At 65.0% G+C, this 20,332-nt stretch carries 17 protein-coding genes; 8 read left to right on the top strand and 9 right to left on the bottom strand.

What is annotated here, in order from left to right; all coding sequences use genetic code 11:
* Window positions 1-408: 408 nt before the first annotated feature.
* The gene (locus EV687_RS10565) at window positions 409-2,295 is read right to left on the bottom strand and encodes an ATP-binding cassette domain-containing protein (protein ID WP_122230049.1); all 1,887 of its coding nucleotides are present in this window, start codon (window positions 2,293-2,295) and stop codon (window positions 409-411) included.
* 166 nt (window positions 2,296-2,461) lie between these two features.
* On the opposite strand from EV687_RS10565, the gene EV687_RS10560 reads away from it, so the two are divergent.
* Window positions 2,462-3,004: a hypothetical protein gene (locus tag EV687_RS10560; protein WP_122230051.1), complete on the top strand. Its 543-nt coding sequence runs from the start codon at window positions 2,462-2,464 to the stop codon at window positions 3,002-3,004.
* A gap of 47 nt (window positions 3,005-3,051) precedes the next feature.
* On the opposite strand, the gene EV687_RS10555 is transcribed toward EV687_RS10560, so the two are convergent.
* Window positions 3,052-5,139, bottom strand: a complete 2,088-nt coding sequence (locus EV687_RS10555; protein WP_122230053.1) for an acetoacetate--CoA ligase — start codon at window positions 5,137-5,139, stop codon at window positions 3,052-3,054.
* A gap of 383 nt (window positions 5,140-5,522) precedes the next feature.
* On the opposite strand from EV687_RS10555, the gene EV687_RS10550 reads away from it, so the two are divergent.
* Window positions 5,523-7,058, top strand: a complete 1,536-nt coding sequence (locus EV687_RS10550) for an acetyl-CoA hydrolase/transferase family protein (protein WP_122230055.1) — start codon at window positions 5,523-5,525, stop codon at window positions 7,056-7,058.
* A 264-nt stretch (window positions 7,059-7,322) separates the two neighbouring features.
* Here the strand turns inward: EV687_RS10550 and EV687_RS10545 are convergent, their stop codons facing one another.
* Window positions 7,323-8,459, bottom strand: a complete 1,137-nt coding sequence (locus tag EV687_RS10545) for a pyridoxal-phosphate-dependent aminotransferase family protein (protein ID WP_122230057.1) — start codon at window positions 8,457-8,459, stop codon at window positions 7,323-7,325.
* 168 nt (window positions 8,460-8,627) lie between these two features.
* Between EV687_RS10545 and EV687_RS10540 the strand changes: the two genes are divergently transcribed.
* The gene (locus EV687_RS10540) at window positions 8,628-9,053 is read left to right on the top strand and encodes a hotdog fold thioesterase (RefSeq protein WP_122230059.1); all 426 of its coding nucleotides are present in this window, start codon (window positions 8,628-8,630) and stop codon (window positions 9,051-9,053) included.
* A 91-nt stretch (window positions 9,054-9,144) separates the two neighbouring features.
* Here the strand turns inward: EV687_RS10540 and EV687_RS10535 are convergent, their stop codons facing one another.
* Entirely contained in the window at window positions 9,145-9,822 is a 678-nt protein-coding gene (locus EV687_RS10535) for a flavin reductase family protein (RefSeq protein ID WP_122230061.1), read from the bottom strand.
* A 25-nt stretch (window positions 9,823-9,847) separates the two neighbouring features.
* Here EV687_RS10535 and EV687_RS18950 point away from each other — a divergent pair, with 25 nt between their 5' ends.
* Window positions 9,848-10,021: a hypothetical protein gene (locus tag EV687_RS18950; RefSeq protein WP_165392817.1), complete on the top strand. Its 174-nt coding sequence runs from the start codon at window positions 9,848-9,850 to the stop codon at window positions 10,019-10,021.
* Window positions 10,022-10,412: 391 nt separating this feature from the next.
* On the opposite strand, the gene EV687_RS10530 is transcribed toward EV687_RS18950, so the two are convergent.
* Both EV687_RS10530 and trxA read right to left on the bottom strand, forming a co-directional pair.
* A complete protein-coding gene (locus EV687_RS10530) occupies window positions 10,413-10,847 on the bottom strand; it encodes a CopD family protein (protein ID WP_122230063.1) in 435 nt (144 codons plus the stop codon).
* Window positions 10,848-10,959: 112 nt separating this feature from the next.
* Window positions 10,960-11,859 carry a thioredoxin gene (trxA, locus tag EV687_RS10525; protein WP_122230065.1) on the bottom strand — a complete coding sequence of 300 codons (900 nt, stop codon included), beginning with the start codon at window positions 11,857-11,859 and terminating at the stop codon, window positions 10,960-10,962.
* Window positions 11,860-12,106: 247 nt separating this feature from the next.
* Here trxA and purE point away from each other — a divergent pair, with 247 nt between their 5' ends.
* The 4 genes from purE to EV687_RS10505 all read left to right on the top strand — a co-directional run bounded on the left by purE (window position 12,107) and on the right by EV687_RS10505 (window position 16,119).
* Complete coding sequence (gene purE, locus EV687_RS10520) at window positions 12,107-12,604, top strand: 5-(carboxyamino)imidazole ribonucleotide mutase (protein ID WP_122230066.1); 498 nt, start codon at window positions 12,107-12,109, stop codon at window positions 12,602-12,604.
* Window positions 12,605-12,647: 43 nt separating this feature from the next.
* Complete coding sequence (locus EV687_RS10515) at window positions 12,648-13,844, top strand: 5-(carboxyamino)imidazole ribonucleotide synthase (protein ID WP_122230068.1); 1,197 nt, start codon at window positions 12,648-12,650, stop codon at window positions 13,842-13,844.
* Window positions 13,845-13,889: 45 nt separating this feature from the next.
* Window positions 13,890-14,918: an L-threonylcarbamoyladenylate synthase gene (locus EV687_RS10510; protein ID WP_122230069.1), complete on the top strand. Its 1,029-nt coding sequence runs from the start codon at window positions 13,890-13,892 to the stop codon at window positions 14,916-14,918.
* Window positions 14,919-15,150: 232 nt separating this feature from the next.
* Window positions 15,151-16,119 carry an SGNH/GDSL hydrolase family protein gene (locus tag EV687_RS10505; protein ID WP_122230071.1) on the top strand — a complete coding sequence of 323 codons (969 nt, stop codon included), beginning with the start codon at window positions 15,151-15,153 and terminating at the stop codon, window positions 16,117-16,119.
* A 144-nt stretch (window positions 16,120-16,263) separates the two neighbouring features.
* Here the strand turns inward: EV687_RS10505 and EV687_RS10500 are convergent, their stop codons facing one another.
* Genes EV687_RS10500 through EV687_RS10490 form a run of 3 tightly spaced genes read right to left on the bottom strand, consistent with a single transcriptional unit; the run spans window position 16,264 to window position 20,045 of the window.
* Window positions 16,264-16,767, bottom strand: coding sequence for a hypothetical protein (locus tag EV687_RS10500; RefSeq protein ID WP_122230073.1), 504 nt, complete (start codon window positions 16,765-16,767; stop codon window positions 16,264-16,266).
* A 51-nt stretch (window positions 16,768-16,818) separates the two neighbouring features.
* On the bottom strand, window positions 16,819-18,246 hold the full coding sequence (locus tag EV687_RS10495) for a phosphatase PAP2/dual specificity phosphatase family protein (RefSeq protein ID WP_122230075.1): 1,428 nt from the start codon (window positions 18,244-18,246) through the stop codon (window positions 16,819-16,821).
* A complete protein-coding gene (locus EV687_RS10490) occupies window positions 18,243-20,045 on the bottom strand; it encodes a bifunctional alpha/beta hydrolase/class I SAM-dependent methyltransferase (RefSeq protein WP_122230586.1) in 1,803 nt (600 codons plus the stop codon). The genes EV687_RS10495 and EV687_RS10490 overlap by 4 nt, the downstream gene beginning before the upstream one ends.
* Window positions 20,046-20,332: the final 287 nt, after the last annotated feature.

Here is a 20,332-nt window from a genome sequence, read left to right as displayed (position 1 = left end):
AGCCGCGGGCCATGACAAGCTGTGGACAAGTCTTTGGGCAGCGCCGGGAATAAAAGACCACTTGTCCACAGATTGGAGCCCGAGAGGTGATCCATCCACAATCGGACCTGCTGTTTACCGCCGTTGCAACACATGCTTTCCAGGTCTGCAACCAGCTGTTCTGAAAAGGAAAAGAGCACTTGTCAACAGAACGGCAGCAGGCCTATTACTATGACTATTTCCTTTTTTTAAAAAGTCTTCATAGTCATGGTGAGAACATTGGCATCGCGCTTTTCTTACCGTTTTCGCCTTGTGTGAAGAGCGATCCTGTCCGTGCACGGTCTCACCCTGCAGGTGGAATGACCGTGTACGAGCCATAAAAAAGCCACTATGACAGTGGCTTTTTCTTTTTCCAGCGCTGGGCCGACTTCAGCCGCCCAATGCTTCCCAGCGCTCCAGCGCCTGCATCAGTTCCTCCTCGATGGCGGCAGCCCGTTCGGTGAGGGCCATGGCGCGCTGATGGTCCGTGCCATACAGGCTGCCATCGGCCAACTGGGCATGGATGTCCGCCTGTTCGGCCTCCAGTGCCTCGATGCGGGCCGGCAGGGCCTCCAGTTCGCGCTGCTCCTTGTAGCTGAGCTTGCGCTTGCTCGCGGGCTGCGTGGCAGGTGTAGCTGGCGTTGGCGCTTTCTGGGCTGGCACCACAGCCTTCTGCTGCGCGGCCTGGCGTTGCGCGGCAATGTCACGGCTGCGCTGCGACTGCAGCAGCCAGTCCTGCACGCTGCCTTCGTATTCGCGCCACAGGCCATCGCCTTCAGCGGCCAGGATGCTGGTGACCACGTTATCGACGAAGGCACGGTCGTGGCTCACCAGGAACACCGTGCCGTCATAGGTCTGCAGCAGTTCTTCGAGCAGTTCCAGGGTTTCCATGTCGAGGTCGTTGGTCGGCTCGTCGAGCACCAGCACATTGGCCGGCTGCGCGAACAGGCGCGCCAGCAGCAAGCGGTTGCGTTCGCCACCCGAGAGCGATTTGACCGGTGAGAGCGCGCGCCGTGGCGAGAACAGGAAATCGCCCAGGTAGCTCTTGACGTGCTTCTTCTGGTTGCCGATCTCGATCCATTCGCTGCCCGGACTGATGAAATCCTCCAGCGTGGCCTCAAGGTCGATGGCCTCGCGCATCTGGTCGAAATAGGCAATCCGCAGGTTGGTGCCCTGGCGAATGCGACCGGCATCGGGCTGGATCTGGCCCAGGATCAGCTTGAGCAGCGTGGACTTGCCCGCACCATTGGGCCCCAACAGGCCGATCTTGTCGCCGCGCAGGATGGTGGTGCTGAGATCCTTGATGAGCACCTTCTCGCCATAGGCCTTGTGGACGTCCTGCAATTCGGCCACGAGCTTGCCGCTGGATTCGCCGCTGGCGACCTCCATGCGCACATTGCCCTGTGCGTTGCGGCGCTCGGCACGCTGGCGGCGCAGTTCCTCGAGCCGGGCAATGCGGCTAACGCTGCGCGTGCGGCGCGCCTCCACTCCCTTGCGGATCCACACCTCCTCCTGTGCCAGCAGCTTGTCGGCCTTGGCGCTTTCGATGGCCTCCTGCGCCAGTTGCTGTTCCTTCTGGGCGCGGTACTGGCTGTAGTTGCCGGGGTAGGAGCGCAGCTTGCCCCGATCGAGCTCGACCACCCGGGTGGCGACGCGGTCGAGAAAGGCCCGGTCGTGGGTGATGACGACGATGCTGCCCTTGAAATCCAGCAACAATTCTTCGAGCCAGGCGATGGAATCGAGGTCGAGGTGATTGGTCGGCTCGTCGAGCAGCAGCAGGTCGGGCTTGGTCACCAGCGCCTGGGCCAGCGCCACGCGTTTCTTGTTGCCGCCCGAGAGCGTGCCCACCAGCGTGTCCTTGTCCAGGTGCAGGCGCTGCAGGGTTTCCTCGACGCGTTGCTCCCAGTTCCAGCCATCGACAGCCTCGATGCTTGACTGCAGCGCATCCAGGTCCACGCCGTCCTCGTGCCGCAGGTACTGGTCGCGCAGCGCGATCACCTCGGCCAGACCCGCCGAGACCGCCTCGAAAATACGGGCGTCGGCATCCAGTACCGGTTCCTGCGGCACATAGGCCATGCGCAGACCGTTCTGGATGTGGATGCTGCCATCATCGGCGTAGGCCAGGCCCGCCATGATTTTCAGCAGCGAGGACTTGCCGGCGCCATTGCGACCAATGAAGGCGATGCGTTCATTGGCTTCGACGCTGAAGTCGGCCTGGTCGAGCAGGGCCACATCGCCAAAGGCCAGCTGCAGGTTCAAAAGGGAAATCAATGCCATGGAGCGCGATTATCCGCGCCAAGGCGATCCTGCCACCCTCAATACCTGTTCTCGACAGCGAAACCTGTCGTTATTGCAGCTTTACATGCGCTGTGTAAGCTGATGTGCTCGCAGCCGCGTTGATGGCTGCATGGATACTGCTCATCCGGTTGAAAGGATTTTCGATATGCCCAGACAACTCACCGGCATCGCACTGGCTTTGGCAGCCCTGCTGGCGGCCGGCTCGGCCATGGCCCAGCAAGGCTACGGCCAGCGGTACGACCGCGGTTACCACCCTGGCTATGGCAGTGGCTACAGCAACGGTCACAGCCACCAGTATGGCGGCCCGGGCCGCCCCTACCAGCCACCGCGCCAGCGCTACGAATCCCGCCGCAGCAACCATGCCGACGTGGCGATCGGGGCATTGCTGATCGGTGGCATTCTGGGTTATGCGCTGTCGCAATCGGCCGCGCCCAGCCAGCCGCAGGCGAGTGCCTACGCGCCACCCGCACCGGCCTACCAAGGGTCCTATCAGGGCGGCTATTACGACAATGGAGCCTATCCGCCTGCGGCCTATGTGCAGTCGCAACCGGTCTACAGCCAACCGGTGCAGACCTACCAGGCACCTGTTGCGCAGCCCTACTACCAGGCCCAGCCGGCGCCCGTGCAGGCGCAGCAGTACGAATACCGCGACTTCAACGGCAGGCGCTACTACCGGCCCGTGCAGTGATTCAATGATGCATTGATGTGGCGCGAGCGGGCCCTTGTCACGGGTTCTCAGGCCTGCGATGCGGCCGGTACGTTGCTCAGGTGCCGCTGCGCAAAGTCCACGTACCAATCCAGGCAGTCGGGGTTGGCCATGGTGTCGCGGTTGATGATTTTCTCGACCGGCTGGCCCAGCAACAGCTTCTTGATCGGCAGTTCCTGCTTCTTGCCGCTCAGCGTGCGCGGCACCTGCGCAACCTGCACGATGGCATCGGGCACGAAGCGCGGCGAAAGCGCCACTCGGATCGCATCGTCGATGCGCTGGCGCAGCGCGGCGTCGAGCACCACGCCTTCGCGCAGCACCACGAAGAGCGGCATATGGCTCGCGCGCCCCAGGTACTCCAGATCGACCACCAGCGCATCGAGCACTTCGGGCAGGGCCTCGACGGCGCTGTAGACCTCGCTGGTGCCCATGCGCAGGCCGTGGCGGTTGATGGTGGCATCCGAGCGGCCATAGATCACGCAGCTGCCATCGCCACCGATGCTCAGCCAATCGCCATGCCGCCACACCGCGCCGGCTGAGGGCGGCAGATCGCCGCCGTGCGGATGGCGCCCGTGGCCGGGCGCGTAGGTGTCGAAATAGCTGCTGCGGTAGCGGCTGCCATCGGCATCGCCCCACAGGTACAGCGGCATCGAGGGGATCGGTTGGGTGCAGACCAGCTCACCCACCTGGTCTGCCACCGCCTGGCCGGTTTCGTCCCAGGCCTGCACGGCCGCGCCCAGCATGCGGCATTGCATGCGTCCGGGCGTCTGTGGCAGCTCGCGGTTGCCACCGAGAAAGGCGCCGGCGAAATCCGTTCCGCCCGAGATGTTGCTCCACCAGATGCCCTGCCCGTCTTTGCCAGCCACGCCGGCGCGGCGCATGAACGCCGTGCCCCAGTTCTGTACGTCCTCGCTCAGTGGGGAGCCGGTGCTGCCCAGCACGCGGATGCGGCGCAGGTCGCCGCACTGGGCCGGATCGATATCCGCCTTGGCGCACAAGGCGTAGAAAGCCGCGCCCACACCGAAGAAGGTGACGCGGTGGCGCGCGGCAAAGCGCCACAGCGTGCTCATGTCGGGCCTGTCGCGCGCGCCGGCGGGGTTGCCGTCGAAGATCACGATGGTGGTGCCAGCCAGCAGGCCGCCGACCTGGGCGTTCCACATCACCCAGCCGGTCGAGCTGTACCAGTGGTAGCGCTCGCCGAGGCTGTTGGCAGCATAGCTGCAGCCGATGTCGTTGTGCAGCGTGCCCAGTTGCAGCTGCACCAGCATCATGCCGCCATGGCCATGCACGATGGGCTTGGGCAGGCCCGTGGTGCCGCTGGAGTAGACGATCCACAGCGGATGCTCGAACGGCAGCCAGCGCGGCTCGAAGGCCTGTACGGAGGCGCTGTCGCGCCGCAGCAGATCGGCAAAACGCTGCCAGCCGGGCCATGACACCTCGGGGTCACGATTGCCGACCACGATGGCATGGCGCACGCTGGGCAGCGCGGCGAGGATCTGCTGGCATACGTCCTGCCGGTCGATGGCCTTGCCGCCATAGAACACGCCATCGACCCCGATCAGCACCACCGGTTCGATCTGTCGGAAGCGATCCAACACGGCATGGGTGCCCATGTCGGGAGCGCACACACTCCAGACTGCGCCGATGCTGGCGGTGGCCAGAAACGCCACGATGGTCTGCGGGATGTTGGGCAGGTAGGCTGCCACGCGATCGCCCGGCTGCACGCCCAGCTCCTGCAGATGGACCGCCAGCGCCGCAACCTGCTGGTGCAGCTCGGGCCAGGACAGCGTGCTGGCCACGCCTTCCTCGTTGTCGGCAATGATGGCGGGCAGACCGGCGGCCGCGGCCGCATCGACATGCCGCAGCACCTGCTGCGCGAAATTGACCTGCGCGCCGGTGAACCAGTGCGCGCCGGGCATCACATTCTCTGCCAGCACTTTCTCGTATGGCGTATGCGACTGGATGTCGAAATATTCCCAGATACTGGCCCAGAATGCCTCCAGTTCGGTGGTGGACCACCGCCAGAGCTGGTCGTAATCATCGAAATGCAGCCCACGCGTGCGGGCCAGCCAATCCTGGTAGAGGCGGATTTGCGGGATGTAGGCCGGTGTGTTCATGGCCTTCGAGGGTAAGCACGGCGGCCTTCGGGCACCTTGGTGTTTTCACGGGGAGCCTGTCACCGATGCGATATCGGGCTTGCCCCTCTGTGGCGGCGCCCGCCCGCCGGGGCCTTGGCTGCAAGGGCTGGCACGAATCCAGGCATCCAGACCCATAATCACGGTATTTATTGCACTGCAATATGCATTTATTGCAATGCAACATAATCGGTCTGCATTTTCAAAATACAGAGGTCGATTATCGATATATGAAAAATTGAGGGTCTGCCGGACCGATGAAGCGATTATTCAAGGGTTAATACCTAGTTAGAAACCATGACTGATCCACCCGTCAGGGGTAGCATCACAGGCTTGTTCCAACCGGTTCTGACACCCACGAGACAATGCCTGAATACGATCGCATCCAATGTCCGGCCTTCAAGAGCAAGATCATGTCCGCCGATGCCGCCGCGGCCCTGATTCCCGAAGGCTGCAACGTCGGCATGAGCGGCTTCACCGGCTCGGGCGCGCCCAAGGAAGTGCCCATGGCGCTGGCCAGGCGCATCGAGGCGCAACTGGCCCAGGGCCACCATTTCAAGATCGGCATGTGGACCGGCGCCTCCACCGGGCCCGAGATCGACGGCGCACTGGCCAAGGTCAATGGCATCAACATGCGCCTGCCCTACCAGTCCGACCCGACCAGCCGCGAGCGCATCAACCAGGGCGACATCAACTACATCGACATGCACCTCTCGCATGTGGCGCAGTATGTCTGGTTCGGCTTCTTCGGCAAGCTCAACGTGGCCTTGATCGAGGTCGCCGGCATCCTGCCCGACGGCAGGCTGATTCCATCGACCTCGGTGGGCAACAACAAAACCTGGCTGGACCAGGCGGATCTCGTCATCCTAGAAGTCAACGAACGCCAGCCGCTGGGCCTGGCCGGCATGCACGACGTCTACTACGGCACGCAGCTGCCGCCGCACCGCGTGCCGATTCCGCTGGTGCACCCGCATGACCGCATTGGCGAGCCCTACCTGCGCTGCGACCCGGCCAAGGTGATCGCGGTCGTGCCAACCCACAAGGCCGACCGCAATTCGCCCTTCAAGCCCGCCGATGCCGACTCCGAGCAGATCGCCGGCCACCTGATCGACTTCTTCAAAAGCGAGGTCCGCCATGGCCGGCTGCCCAAAAGCCTGCTGCCGCTGCAGTCGGGTGTGGGCAACATCGCCAATGCGGTGCTGGCCGGGCTCAACAATGGCCCGTTCGAGAACCTGACGGCCTTCACCGAGGTCATGCAGGATGGCATGCTGGCCATGCTGCGCTCGGGCAAAATGGTCGGCGCCTCAGCGACGGGCTTTTCGCTCAGCCCCGAAGGCGAACAGGACTTCGTCGACAACATCGACTTCTACCGCGACAAGATCGTGTTGCGCCCGCAGGAGATGAGCAACCACCCGGAGCTGATCCGGCGCCTGGGCGTGATCGCCATGAACGCGATGATCGAGGCCGACATCTACGGCAACGTCAACTCCACACACGTGATGGGCTCGTCCATCATGAACGGCATCGGCGGCTCGGGCGATTTCGCCCGCAATGCCTACCTGTCGATCTTCATGGCCAAGTCCAGCGCCAGGGGTGGCGACATCTCCTGCATCGTACCGGCCGTCTCGCACGTCGACCACACCGAGCATGACGTGCAGATCCTGGTGACCGAACGCGGCCTGGCCGACCTGCGCGGCCTAGCCCCCAAGCAGCGCGCCCGCCTCATCATCGACAACTGCAGCGCGCCCGAGTACCGGCCCATGCTGCAGGAATATTTTGAGCGAGCGCTGCACCACTCACGCGGCAAGCACACGCCGATGCTACTGGACGAGGCCCTTTCCTGGCATGCCCGTTTCGAGCGCACCGGCAGCATGAAGGTCCGGGAAGCGGTGGCCGCCTGAAGCGGAGCGCCTGACCGCAAGCCCAGATCCGGACCAGGCCACCATCTACACCATCATCTGCCAACGACCAGACTGGTCTCAGAACCTGTTCAAAGTCTTGGCATGAGAGCCGTTGTGGTTGAAAGGTTGTGGCTGCAAGGCGCAAAACGCAGCCGGGCTGGTGGCCCGGCGAGGCTTTGCAACGCCGCAGACGCAGCATTTCAGCCGCAACCCACAGGGCATGGCGTTGCCATGCGGCTCCATGCAGAGACTTTGAACAGGTTCTCAGACCCCCATTCGTTCGAGCGCCTGCTGCAGGTGGCCGACCGTGCGGTCCACGTTCAGCCATTTCTCCAGGCCGAAAAGGCCCAGCCGGAACGTGCGGAAATCGGCCCCCTCGCCGCACATCAGCGGCACGCCCGAGGCGGCCTGCAGGCCCACTTGCAGGAACTTGCGGCCACTCTGGATATCCGGGTCGGTGGTATAGCTCACCACCACACCCGGCGACTGGAAACCTGCCGCGGCCACGCTGGCAAAGCCTTTTTGCTCCAACAGCGCGCGGACTTTGGTGCCCAGTTCGATCTGGCGCTCGCGCATGTGCTCGAAACCCAGCTCGCGCGTCTCCAGCATCACATCGCGCAGGCGCAGCAGCGCATCAGTGGGCATGGTGGTGTGGTAGGCATGCTGGCCCTTCTCATAGCCTTCGGCGATCTGCATCCATTTCTTCAGGTCGCAGGCAAAGCTCGAACTTTGCGTGGCATCGATGGCTTCACGCGCACGCTGCGAAAGCATCACCATCGCGCAGCAGGGCGAGCTGCTCCAGCCTTTTTGCGGCGCACTGATCAGTACATCCACGCCCGTGGCCTGCATGTCCACCCAGACGGCACCCGAGGCAATGCAGTCGAGCACCAGCAGCGCGCCCACGGCATGCGCGGCCTCGGCCACAGTTCGGATGTAGGCATCGGGCAGCAGTATGCCGCTGGCCGTCTCGCAATGCGGGGCAAACACCACCGCCGGTTTCTCGGCGCGAATGCGTTCGGCCACCTGCTCCGCCGGCATCGGCGCCCACGGCGCCTCGCCGCCCTCGCCCTGCGGGCTTGCCTGGCAGACCACCTCCCCGCCCGGCAGGCCGAACTGGCCCATCCCGATGATCTGCGACCAGCGGTAGCTGAACCAGCCGTTGCGCACGATCAGCACTTTCTGCCCATTGGCGAACTGGCGTGCCACCGCCTCCATGCCGAAGGTGCCGCTACCGGGCACCAGCACGGCGGTATGGGCCTGGTAGACCTGCTTGAGCGTGGCCAGAATGTCCTGCATCACGCCAACAAAGCGTTGCGACATGTGGTTGAGCGCACGATCGGTGTAGACCACCGAGAACTCCAGCAGGCCATCGGGATCGACATCGGGCAGCAGTCCGGGCATGGGTTTCCTTTTGACAATCAAAGCGTCAAGCATACCGCGCCGCCAGGTCCGGCCATCCCGGTGATAGCCCGCGAAAGCGGGACATCCGGCGCATACCGCAGGCGACAGCAGCCGGCTGCGCCCATCGATAGAATCGAGCGACCATTTCTCCAACGCGGCGCAAACACCATGTCCATCTGGAAAAAAGAATTCAACCTCGAACTCATGTCCAAGTCACATGCCAACACGGCGGTGAGCCATCTGGGCATCGAAGCGACCGAAATCGGCGATGATTTCCTGCGCGCCCGCATGCCGGTCGATACCCGCACCAAGCAGCCTTTCGGGCTGCTGCATGGCGGCTGCAGCGTGGTACTGGCCGAGACCCTGGGTTCGATGGGAGCCTACTATGCCGCCGCCGAGGGCTGCCATGCCGTGGGGCTGGACATCAATGCCAACCACCTGCGCCCGGCCACCTCCGGCTGGGTCACAGGTACGGCGCGACCGGTGCATCTGGGCCGCACCACCCACGTCTGGCAGATCGAGATCGTCGACGACGCCGGCAAAATGGTCTGCATTTCACGCATCACCATGGCCATCCTCGACGCCAACCGTTGAAATCCGGCGGAGCTCCATCCACGCGCCATCGGCGCGCCCTTCAGAGCCATTCAGGTGTCATGGCAAGCATGGCGAGGCTTTGAAAACGCTATCAGATCTCATCGATTGCCGTGCTGGTGTCGGCCGCGCCTGCAGGCACACCGCGGCCTGTGCCTGACCGCACGGGCTGGCCCGCCCCATCGATGGCAAAGCGGTTGCGGCAATCGACGTAGAAACTCGCGCCGAAGCGCCCGACCGGAAAATAATCCTGCAGTGACACGCGCCAACGCCCGGTATCGACCAGCCCCTGGCGTGCACCAAGCCACAGCACGCGGCCAATGAAAACATAGCGACTCGCGCTCTCCAGCGTCTCGTGCAGCACGCACTCGAAGGCCACCGGTGCTTCGCCAATGCGCGGCGGACGCACGCGCTGCGATGGCATGGCGGTCAGGCCCGCATGGGCGAGTTCACTGTGCGTGCGCGGCAAGGCATCCCCGCAACGGTGCATGGCCGCTGCCATCGGCTCATCAGTGATGTGCACCACGAATTCGCCGCTGCGGAGGATGTGCGCGGCCGTGTCCTTGAGCGATCCCTCTGCCAGCTTGTTGATGCTGATCATCAGAAGCGGTGGCTCCTCCCCGACCATATTGAACATGCTGAACGGCGCCGCATTCACCGTGCCGTCGGCAGCCAGTGTCGTCACCAGTGCAATCGGCCTGGGCACGATCAAACTGGCCATCAGCTTGTAGCGTGCATAGGCATCGAGATTGTCGAAATCGATTTCCGTCATTGTGTGTGCTTGTATCTGTTCTGCCATGAATGCCGACTGCAAAAAGGGTTGTGACCTGACGGGCGTGCAATCACATGCACCGCAGGCGCCGCTCCTTGATTTTCATTCAACCGATATGGGCAACGCATGGCCGCGACGCAAAAAGCATCTTTTCAACAGCTCCACTACCACTGTTTTCTTTTTGGAAGAAAAGAAGTAGTCATAGTAGTAAGCCTGCCATCTTTTTGTGGATAAGTTTTCTTTCTCATTGAAAAACAATGTCTTGGAATTCATTAAACCATGTGTTGGAGAAGGGATGGGATGGATGCGTCAATGTGGATGGATGGCTGGAAATGCCCCTGCCTGTGGATAAGTTCCGATCAGTCCCGGTTTTCCCCACAAAGTTATCCACATGCGGAAAACGCTGGAAATGCACAATGGAAAGACGTGCAAATGCTCTGCCTGACAGGCCTGTCACCAGGCCCCGTCATGGCGCAGTGGCGGAAAAAATGGGCAAAAAAACAGGCGCAGTCACACTGCGCCTGTAGGTCTGGAATGCGGGGCGAATGCCCGGTGAAATGATTGCCTGTTTCCGACGATGGGATGGCTGCTCAGAATGGCTTGGCCACCACCAGCACCACGATGCCGATGAGCAGCAGCACACTGACTTCGTTGAACCAGCGGTACCAGCGCGATGAGTGCTGGTTCTGTCCGGCCGCGAACTTGCGCAGCAGTACCCCGCAGGCATGGTGGTAGCCCAGCACCAGCACCACCAGGGTCAGCTTGGCGTGCATCCAGCCATTGCCGGGCCCGCGCCCGATGCCATAGCCCAGCCACAGCCACAGGCCCAGTGCCAGGGCTGGCACGGCCAGGATGGTGGTAAAGCGCAACAGGCGGCGGGCCATGCCGAGCAGGCGCTCCTGCTCGGCCACCGAGCTGGCCGGAACCTCCGCCAGATTGACGAAGATGCGCGGCAGGTAGAACAGGCCGGCAAACCAGCTGGTGACGAAAATGATGTGAAAGGCCTTGACCAGGAGATATGTCATCGTGGGAATTCTTGTTGGGCTGCCACTCTTCTTGCGGGCAAGGATCGGCCATCATGGCAACTGCCGTTGCGGACACCCGATGGTGCCGCAAGCGCGGCAGGCCGGCCTTGACTCAGCTCAGCACCACGCTCGAGAGGCGCCGGCGGTAGCTCGCCACAGTGGGGTCCTCGGGCGGAATCTGGCCTTCGGCCACCGGCGGGCGCGGCGGCTCAATCAGCTCCAGGATGGCCACATAGGCCTTGCGGGCCAGGCCGTCTTCCCAGCCCTTGTCGCGCATCAGGATCTCCAGCAGCTCGTCCATCGCGGCGGTCCACTGGTTGTGCGCGAGCAGGATGCGCGCGCGCTCTAAGCGGGCGGCGAAGTCGCGGCGGTTGGAGGCAATCGCGGCATCGAGTTCCTTCAGGCGGGCATTGGCATCGCCGAGGTGGTGCACCAGGTCCAGCGCGTCCATCCAGGTCTTGAGCGCGCCGTAGCGCTGTGACGTCTCGGCCAGCGCGATGACCGGGGCAAATGCCACCTTGGCCTCGTCCTCCAGGCCCATCTCCAGCAGCAGCTTGACGTAGTCGAACCGGGCCTGCTCATCGTCCGGCTTTTCCTGCACGGCTTTCTGCAGCTGCTCCAGGCGGGTCTGCAGATCGGTTTCCGGCTCTGGCTCCTGCAGGTCCTCTTCCTCGGGGATGGTTTCGCCGGCCGGCAGGTGCTTGTCGAGGAACTCGCGCACCTGCCCTTCCGGCAGCGCACCCATGAAGCCATCGACCGGGCGGCCTTCGACCATCAGCACACAGGTCGGAATGCTGCGCACGCCGAACATGCTGGCGATCTGCTGCTCCTGGTCGGAGTCGATCTTGACGAGCTTGAAGCGGCCGCCATAGGCCGTCTCCAGCTTTTCCAGGATGGGTCCGAGCGTGCGGCAGGGACCGCACCAGGGTGCCCAGAAGTCCACCAGCACCGGCGTCTGCATGGAGGCGTGGATCACTTCGGCTTCGAAATTTTCAATGGTGACATCGATCATGGGAATCTCTTCAATCGCTCAGGCGGCGTTGGCATGAAAGGGATGAATGGCATGGCCGCGGGCTGTTTACCATGGCGTCTGCGGCTTGCGCACGGGGATGACAGAACTATATAGTGCCCGGCGCAGCCATGGGCGGGGATGGGGCTTGCATGGGCCGCAAAAGGCCGTGCCTCGCAAGGCGGGCGCGATGGAGCGGCCAGCCAGCACGTAGAATCCGCCTTTTCAACCGCCTTGCCCCGACTTTGCCATGACACGCATTCAGGTCGGCGTGGTCATGGGTTCCAGCAGCGACTGGGACACCATGCAGCACGCCGTCTCCATTCTCGAGCAGTTCGCCGTTGCCCATGAGGCACGTGTGGTTTCGGCCCATCGCATGCCCGACGACATGTTCGCCTACGCCGAGGCGGCCGGTCCGCGTGGTCTGCAGGCCATCATTGCCGGTGCCGGTGGCGCGGCCCACCTGCCGGGCATGCTGGCGGCCAAGACCACCGTGCCGGTGCTGGGCGTGCCGGTGGCCAGCCGGCACCTGCACGGCGTTGATTCGCTGCACAGCATCGTGCAAATGCCCAAGGGCGTGCCGGTGGCCACCTTTGCCATCGGCGCTGCCGGCGCCGCCAATGCCGCGCTGTTTGCGGTGGCCATGCTGGCGCTGCATGACGAGGCCTTGCAGCAGAAGCTGCAGCAGTTCCGCGCCGCGCAGACGGAAGTGGCGCGCAACATGACGCTGCCGCCCCTGGCTTCGTGACGCCGGACGAAAAACCACCGACCAACAGAGGATTGCACCGCATATGAGCGCGCATGCCACCAACGAGCCAGCCGCCTTCCCGTCCATCCTGCCTGGCGCCACGCTGGGGGTCATGGGCGGCGGCCAACTGGGACAGATGTTCGTGCATGCCGCCCAGTCCATGGGCTACCGCACGGCGGTTCTGGACCCGGATGCCGCCAGCCCGGCCGGACTGGTCAGCCACCGACACGTCGCCGCCGGCTATGAAAATGCCGAGGGACTGGCCGCACTGGCCCATGAGGCCGATGCCATCACCACCGAATTCGAGAACGTGCCGGCGGCCGCGCTGACCGCACTGGCGCAATTGAAGCGTGTGGCACCGGCCGCGGCCGCGGTGGCCATTGCCCAGGACCGTGCCACCGAGAAAAACCATTTCCGCCAGCTCGGTGTGCCCTGCGCACCGTTTGCCGTCATCGATTCCGAGGCTGCGCTGCAGGCGGTCGATGAGGAATTGCTGCCCGGCATCCTCAAGACGGCCCGGCTCGGCTATGACGGCAAGGGCCAGATCACCGTGGCCGACCGCGCTGCGCTGCGCGAGGCCTGGCAGACGCTTGGGCAGGTGGTCTGCGTGCTGGAGCAGCGCCTGGAACTCGACTATGAGGTCTCGGTGGTGCTGGCGCGCGGCTTCGACGGCACCATCGTCCACCTGCCGGTGCAACGCAACATCCACCGCAACGGCATTCTGGCCACCACGCTGGTGCTGCCGGGCCACATCGCCGAGCCGGTCGCCCAGCAGGTGCTGCAGGCGGCGCGGCGCATCGCCGAGGGCACCGGTTACGTGGGCGTGCTGTGCGTGGAGTTCTTCGTGCTTGGCGATGGCAGCGTGGTCGCCAACGAAATGGCGCCGCGCCCGCACAACAGCGGCCACTACAGCATCGATGCCTGCGATGTCTCGCAGTTCGAGTTGCAGGTGCGCACGCTGGCGGGACTGCCGTTGACGGCGCCGCGCCAGCACAGCCCGGCCGTCATGCTCAATGTGCTGGGCGACCTGTGGTTCCCCAGCGGCTCGCAGGCCCCGCGCACCCCGGACTGGGCCGCCATTCTGGGCCTGCCGGGCGTGCACCTGCATCTTTATGGCAAGGCCGAGGCGCGCCGCGGCCGCAAGATGGGCCACGTCACCATCACTGCCGACACGACGGAGGTTGCGCTGGAGACGGCCGCGCGCGCGGCCCGGCAACTGGGCCTGCCACTCGACTTCTGACATTTCCGCATTTCTGCATTGCCGTCGCCAGCCGCCACTCCCGCCATGATTCTCCTGCCCGATTCCCACGCCATGGCCGCGGCCGTTCAGGCGCTGCAGCAGGGCCAGCTGCTGGGCCTGCCGACCGAGACCGTCTATGGGCTGGCCGCCGATGCGGAGAATGGCGCGGCAGTGGCGCGCATCTACGAGCGCAAGGGCCGCCCGAGCGACCATCCGCTCATCGTGCACGTGCCCGATGTGGCGGCAGCGCAGCACTTTGCCGCCGACATTCCGCCATTTGCCCTGGCGTTGATGCAGGCCTTCTGGCCTGGACCGCTGACGCTGATTCTGCCGCGCCGTCCGGGCGCGGCAGAATCAGCGGCGGCCGGCCAGGCCACCATCGGGCTGCGTTCGCCCTCGCACCCGGTGGCGCGCCAGCTGATGCTGGCGGCGCTGCAGGCCGAGCCACCGGTGCGCGGCATTGCCGCGCCCAGCGCCAACCGCTTCGGGCGCGTCAGCCCGACCAGCGCTGCGCACGTTGCGGCCGAGTTCGGTGACGACCTGCTGGTGCTCGACGGCGGCGACTGCGAGGTGGGCATCGAGTCGACCATCGTCGACTGCAGCCGGGGCCGGCCCGTCATCCTGCGGCCGGGCCATATTGCGGCCGCGGCCATTGCCCAGGCGTGCGGCTTGCCGGTCGATGTGCATGGCGCGACCGGGCCGGGTGAGCACGCGCTGATCGACGACGCGGAAGATGACACGCCGCGTGCTCCCGGCACGCTGACGGCTCATTACGCGCCCAACGCCAAGGTCCGCCTGATGGATGCGGCGTCGCTGCAGGCGGGTCTCGATGTGCTGGGTGCCCAGGCGCGCCACATCGCCGTCTACAGCCGCACGCCGATGAAGAGCGCCTCGCGCGAACTGGTGCTGCGGCGCATGCCCGCGCAGCCCGAGCAGGTCGCACACGAGCTGTTCCGCCTGCTGCGCGAGTTCGATGGCCTGGGCGTGCGCCTGATCTGGATCGAGGAGCTGCCGGCCGGCTCCGCCTGGGATGGTGTGCGCGACCGCCTCAACCGCGCCGCCGCCAGCGCCTGATGCTGTGACACCACACGCAATGGAGGTGGTATCGGTGGTAATGGTTGCAACATCCCGCAAGAGCCGCCGCAAGATCTTTGCACGGAATTTCCAGTGCATTCACAATGCGGCGGCAAGCCCCGCTAAACTAGGACCCCTTTGACGCCAATCGGCAGGACAAACCGACCGATTGGCCGATGGACATCGACCAACTGCCTTGCCGGCAGAGCAAACCAACCCGGAGTTTACGAACATGGCATTTCAATGGAGTCGCTGCATCGCTTTCGTTGCAGCAGGCGTGGCGGCGCTGAGCCTGACCGCATGCGGGTCCAGCACGGTGGAGTCCGCCATTTCGCCGACGCGCTTCATCGCCTTCGGCGACGCGACTGCGGACATCGGCCAGAGCGGGTCCTATTTCACGGTCAACGATGACAGTGCGGCACTGAAGAACTGGACGGAACAGGTTGCCAGCAGCTATGGACGCAGTATCACTGCACAGGCAAATGGCGGCTACAGCTATGCAGAAGGCAATGCGCGTGTCACCGCGGAGGATGCCACCGGCGGGGGCGCCACGAGCGTGCAGGCCCAAGTTTCCAATTTTCTCGCCTCCAATCAATTTGGAGAAGATGATCTGGTGTTGATCAGCGCCGGTGCCTCCGACGTGATTGCGCTGGCGCGGCAGGTCATGGACGGCACACTGGATGTCGCGTCCGCACGGCAATCGGCCCGCGAGGCAGGCATTGCCCTGATGACGCAGGTCAAGCGGCTGGAAGACAACGGCGCCAAGTACGTCGTCGTCGCATTGCTGTACCGGCTCGATGAGACGCCATGGGGCACGGCCAACAGCGGCTATACAGGGCTGCTCGATGGCAATTCCGACAGCTTGGTGCGCCATTTCAATGACGGCATCAAGATCGCCGCCGTCGAGCAGAAGGTGAGCAACGCGCTGTCGGTGGATTTCGAGTACTACGTCAACTACATGTACGGCTATCCGTCCTACTTCAGCTTCTCCAACATCGCCGATCCGGTCTGCAATTCGGTGGATGACGGCAATGGCATCGGCATTGGCACCGGCCAGGTCAGCTCGGCCAAGTGCACGACCGACACCCTGATCGACAGCAGCTACGACAGCTACATGTTTGCCGATCCGGTCTATGTCACCCCCAGTGCACACCGCCAGTTGGGCACCTACGCCTACGACGAGATCACGGATCGCTGGTAAGCGCAGCGGTACTCCGGCACCCTTGATGGAATGCTGACAACGAAAGGCCACTTTCCAGAGTGGCCTTTCGTGCTTTTCGCGCCTTCGTGCAAGGCCGAGGCCTTCTTTTCCCGGTGACCGAGACCGTCCGGCGTGGCGGCAGATTCAATGTCGCAGCCAACAGAAGCTGCCAAGCAGCGTCACCGCCTGCAGCAGCAGCCACAGCCCTTGCCGGCGCAGCAGGGCGAGGGCGGCACGCTGGCGTTCGGGCCAGTCGCGCGGTGGCAGATGGTCTGCGCGCCGCAGTCTCAACTGGACGAGGGCCGTATCCAGCTGCTCGGCGGCTGTTGCCGGGTTGGGGGCCTGCCTGGCGAGCCAGTCGAACAACTCGGCATCGAGCGCGCAGCGCAGCGCATGGTACTTCTGCACCAGCGCGGCGGCCATGCTCAGCCCCAGCCCGGCCTGCCATGGCCAGCCGGGGCGCCAGGCGGTCTGGTGTGGCGCGAAGATAGGCGCCAGCGCGCCCGCCAGGGCTGCCAGCAGCGCCAGGGCCAGCAGCAGCGTGCCGAGCCCGTCGAGTATGCGGGTCTGCCGTAGCAAGGCGGCCAGCGTGGCCCACTGGTAGCGCAGGGCTTCGTCGTCGTGCAGGTCACGGGGCGGCGCGGGCATGGGCGGGAGCTTTCTGATGATGGTCTGGTTTTTCGTCTGGGTACCGCCTGGTCATGGTCGTGCCGCCAGAGCATGCGTGGCGACTTCCTGCAGGACTTGCCGGTGCCCGTCCCGCAGCACCACCTGTGGCCGATGCCGGCGCAGCCATGCCTCGGCTTCGGCCGCGCTACTGGCGCCACCATGCCACAGCATCCAGCTGGCGGCGGCCATGGCACTGCGCGAATAGCCGAGCGCGCAGCACACCAGGATGGTGCCCTGCGGATGGCGCTGGCGCGCCGCTTCGATGGCATCGGCTGCGGCGCGGCACTGATGGGCATCGGGCACGACCAGATCCAGCCACGGCAGGGTCTGGTAATCGATGCTGGCCTGCCTCCCGCCCGCAGCCGCAGGCGGGAAGGGCAGTTCGGCGCACAGGTCCACCACGGCGCGCAAGCGCATGCAAGCATGCTGGCGCATGTCGGCCAGATCTTTCTGACCCGGCAGGCGGCCCAGCCAGAGGCCATGACCGATGTCGCAGGGGTGCGGATGGCGGCGGGTCCAGCAGCGGGCATTGAGCCAGGCGGCCAGGGTGTAGGGTGCCAGCAGCACGCGGCTGGCCGTGCTGTGGCGGCCGCTGGTGCGTTTCTGGAAGCCGGCCGCGCCGCCCCAGGCATAGAAGCTCGCCACCATCATCAATGCGATGGCCGGCCACAGCAGCCACAAGGCGGTGCCATGACCCGCCTGGCCGCCGGCGAGCGCCAGCGCGGCCAGCGCCGTCGCGCCGAGCGCATAGCCGCCGGCCAGCCGGCGCCGCGTGCCGGCCTGCTGGGGATGCGCGGTCACGGCCTCTGCCGCAGAAGCCTCCTGCGGCCAGAGCCAGACCACGAAGAAGCCCAGCAGGGCGCCCGTGGGCACATCGATGAAATGGTGCTGCCAGGTGGTCAGCACCGACAGGCCGATCAGTACGAACCAGCCATGCAGCAACGCCCTGCCCCAGCGGCTGTGCAGATGGCGGCCGAACTGCAGCCACAGCACCACCAGCAGCGCAATGTGCAGCGAAGGCGCCTGGTTGAAGGGTTTGTCGAAACCCATCAGCAGATCGAACATGGCGCCGAACGGGCCATCGATCGCGGGCCGCTCCCAGGCAAAGCGCAATGGCGCCAGCAGAAAGCAGGTGACGGCAATGACCTGCACGGTCAGCAGGCGCCAGCAATGCACACTGAGTTCGCGGCGCGTGGTGCAGGTGAACACCGAGATGGCGTAGAGCAGGTCGATGGACCAGTAGGGCACGATGGTCCATGGCCACAGTGGAATGTGGCGTTCCCAATCGAACACGATACTGCCCACGTCGCCGGCGATGGCGCGCTGCTCGCTGACCTGGTTGGCAAAGCCGTAGCTGATGAAGAAGAAGGCGCCCAGCAAGGCCAGCCGCCACAGCGCGGCCTTCCACAGGCCCGGCTCGCGCTGCTGCTGGGGGACTCCCGTGGCCGTGCCGCTCATGCCCTGCGCTGCGCCAGCGAGACGGTGAAGATGCCCCAGGCGTCGATGCGCTCGGTCAGCTTGACGAAACCGGCGCGGGCCACCAGCTCGTCCATTTCGGCCTGGGTGCGGCGTCGCATCACCCAGGGCTGGCCGGCGCGGTGGCTGGTCAGCGCCCGGGCGATCAGTTCCAGCTGCGGGTGCCAGGGCTGGCCGGTGTAGACCAGGTAGCCGCCGGGTGGCACTGCCTCGGCCAGGCCGGCGAGCGAGTCGCCCACCATGCGGTTGTCGCCGAACAGCTCATAGAGGCCCGAGACCACGGCCAGGTTGGGCCTGGGCGCGAGCCTGGCCAGATCCTGCCGGTCGAAGGCATCGCCCTTGGCGAAGCGGGCCACGCCGGCCAGGCCCTTGGCCTCGATCAGCGCCTGGCCATCGCGCACGTTGATGTCGCTCCAGTCGCGCAGCAGGATGTGCTCGGGCAGCGGCAGCCCGGCGGGGCGGCCGGTGATGGCTTCGAGGATGTAGCGGCCATGCCCGGCAGCGATGTCGGTGATGCGCACCGGCTCGCCGGCCTCGTGCAGGCGCTGCATGGCCAGGTGCAGCAGTTCCTCGGCATGGCGCTTGCGCGCGCGGATGCCCTTCCAGCCGATCGAGTCGAGGTAGCTGCGGTCCATCAGCCGGCCCAGCCGGGAGGGGCTGTCCGCCTGGTTGCGGTACACGTAGTCGAGCGTGCTGCCCGAGTCGAAGCCGGTCTCGAAGCCGAGCCTGATGCCCTGGGAGTAGCGGCTGCCCCAGCGCATGGCGGCGCGCGTGAACTGCCAGTAGCGCTGGCGCAGCGAGCCCTCGGGCAGCGGCGCGGCCAGCTGCTGCGCTTCGGCGCAGGTCGGGCCGAGCTGGTCGGCATGCAGCAGGCTGGGGGCGGCCGGCGCCTGCCAGGCCTGCAGGATGAAGCGCCGCGCCTGTGCAACGGCCAGATGCCGGTCGCGCTCGCCCAGCGTATCGTGGTAGAAGCCCGGCAGCACGTGCTGCTCCTTGATGGTGGTGCCCAGGCGCGCGAAGAATTGCTTCTGTGGCCCCGGACGCACCACGAAGTCGTTGCCGGAGATCAGCAGTTGCGTGGGCACGCGGATCGCCTGGGCATCGGCGACGATGCGCTCGGCCGTTGCATACAGGTCGAGCAGCACATTCACGGCGATGGGCCGTGTCACCAGCGGATCGCTGGCATAGGAGGCCACGCGCGCAGGGTCGTGCGTGAGAAAGCGCGGCCGCACGTAGCTGTTGACGAAGAACTTGCCGCGCAGTTTCTGCAAGAGCGCCAGGCCGGGGCGCGCGAAGGGCACATAGAGCTTGATGTCGAAGGCCGGCGAGGCCAGCACCTGGGCACGGATGTCCGGCGCATAGTCGTGCACCCAGGTGGCCGCCAGCACCGCTCCCACGCTTTGCGCGACCAGCGCCATATCGCGGGCCTGGACGCCATGCGCGGCTTGCAGGTGCTCGGCAAAGGTCTGCAGATCGCGCACATTGGTGGCGAAGCCGGGGCTGTCGCCGCGCACCCCCTCGGAGAGGCCATGACCGCGCGCATCCCAGGCGAAGAACTGGAACTGCGGCAGATCCAGCTCATCGACCAGATGCGCGATGCGTCCCGAATGCTCGTGCCCGCGGTGCAGCAGCACAATGGTCCGCACCGGTTGATCGGCCTCGGCCCCTCCGGGAGGCTGCGCCGGCCAGTGGCGGTAGAACAGCGACAGCCCATCGTGCGAGCTGAAACGGCCGTTGCTAGCTGGACGCCGCGTCAGCTGCGTATCGGGCGTATCAGGCATATCGGGCGCCCCGGCGGCTGGGTTGGGTTGCTCCGTGCAATCATGGTTTGTCATGCTGTCCAGGCCTTTTGCAATGGATTGACGTTTTTTCAATCATGGGTTTATACGCAATGGCGTCCCGAAGCGGTATTGGGTCTGTTCAATGGTATTGTCTGGCGATACTGATGATGATTGTTTTGTCCACTGGTATTCACTGATATGCCCTGACTCCGATGCAGGGATGCCATGGGGTTCGGCGCCTCCGGCCTGCATCGACAGCTCCGGAACCGGTAAGATGCCTCACCATC

Source organism: Corticibacter populi (assembly GCF_004217315.1).
Lineage (GTDB): Bacteria > Pseudomonadota > Gammaproteobacteria > Burkholderiales > Burkholderiaceae_C > Lampropedia > Lampropedia populi.
The sequence above is the reverse complement of the archived record's forward strand: the minus strand, read 5'-3'. Positions and strand labels throughout refer to the sequence as shown.

Coding starts and splice junctions, on each gene's coding strand:
- EV687_RS10565 (WP_122230049.1), bottom strand. CDS start 2,295: ATGGCATTGATTTCCCTTTTGAACCTGCAGCTGGCCTTTGGCGATGTG.
- EV687_RS10560 (WP_122230051.1), top strand. CDS start 2,462: ATGCCCAGACAACTCACCGGCATCGCACTGGCTTTGGCAGCCCTGCTG.
- EV687_RS10555 (WP_122230053.1), bottom strand. CDS start 5,139: ATGAACACACCGGCCTACATCCCGCAAATCCGCCTCTACCAGGATTGG.
- EV687_RS10550 (WP_122230055.1), top strand. CDS start 5,523: ATGCCTGAATACGATCGCATCCAATGTCCGGCCTTCAAGAGCAAGATC.
- EV687_RS10545 (WP_122230057.1), bottom strand. CDS start 8,459: ATGCCCGGACTGCTGCCCGATGTCGATCCCGATGGCCTGCTGGAGTTC.
- EV687_RS10540 (WP_122230059.1), top strand. CDS start 8,628: ATGTCCATCTGGAAAAAAGAATTCAACCTCGAACTCATGTCCAAGTCA.
- EV687_RS10535 (WP_122230061.1), bottom strand. CDS start 9,822: ATGACGGAAATCGATTTCGACAATCTCGATGCCTATGCACGCTACAAG.
- EV687_RS18950 (WP_165392817.1), top strand. CDS start 9,848: ATGAATGCCGACTGCAAAAAGGGTTGTGACCTGACGGGCGTGCAATCA.
- EV687_RS10530 (WP_122230063.1), bottom strand. CDS start 10,847: ATGACATATCTCCTGGTCAAGGCCTTTCACATCATTTTCGTCACCAGC.
- trxA (WP_122230065.1), bottom strand. CDS start 11,859: ATGATCGATGTCACCATTGAAAATTTCGAAGCCGAAGTGATCCACGCC.
- purE (WP_122230066.1), top strand. CDS start 12,107: ATGACACGCATTCAGGTCGGCGTGGTCATGGGTTCCAGCAGCGACTGG.
- EV687_RS10515 (WP_122230068.1), top strand. CDS start 12,648: ATGAGCGCGCATGCCACCAACGAGCCAGCCGCCTTCCCGTCCATCCTG.
- EV687_RS10510 (WP_122230069.1), top strand. CDS start 13,890: ATGATTCTCCTGCCCGATTCCCACGCCATGGCCGCGGCCGTTCAGGCG.
- EV687_RS10505 (WP_122230071.1), top strand. CDS start 15,151: ATGGCATTTCAATGGAGTCGCTGCATCGCTTTCGTTGCAGCAGGCGTG.
- EV687_RS10500 (WP_122230073.1), bottom strand. CDS start 16,767: ATGCCCGCGCCGCCCCGTGACCTGCACGACGACGAAGCCCTGCGCTAC.
- EV687_RS10495 (WP_122230075.1), bottom strand. CDS start 18,246: ATGAGCGGCACGGCCACGGGAGTCCCCCAGCAGCAGCGCGAGCCGGGC.
- EV687_RS10490 (WP_122230586.1), bottom strand. CDS start 20,045: ATGCCTGATACGCCCGATACGCAGCTGACGCGGCGTCCAGCTAGCAAC.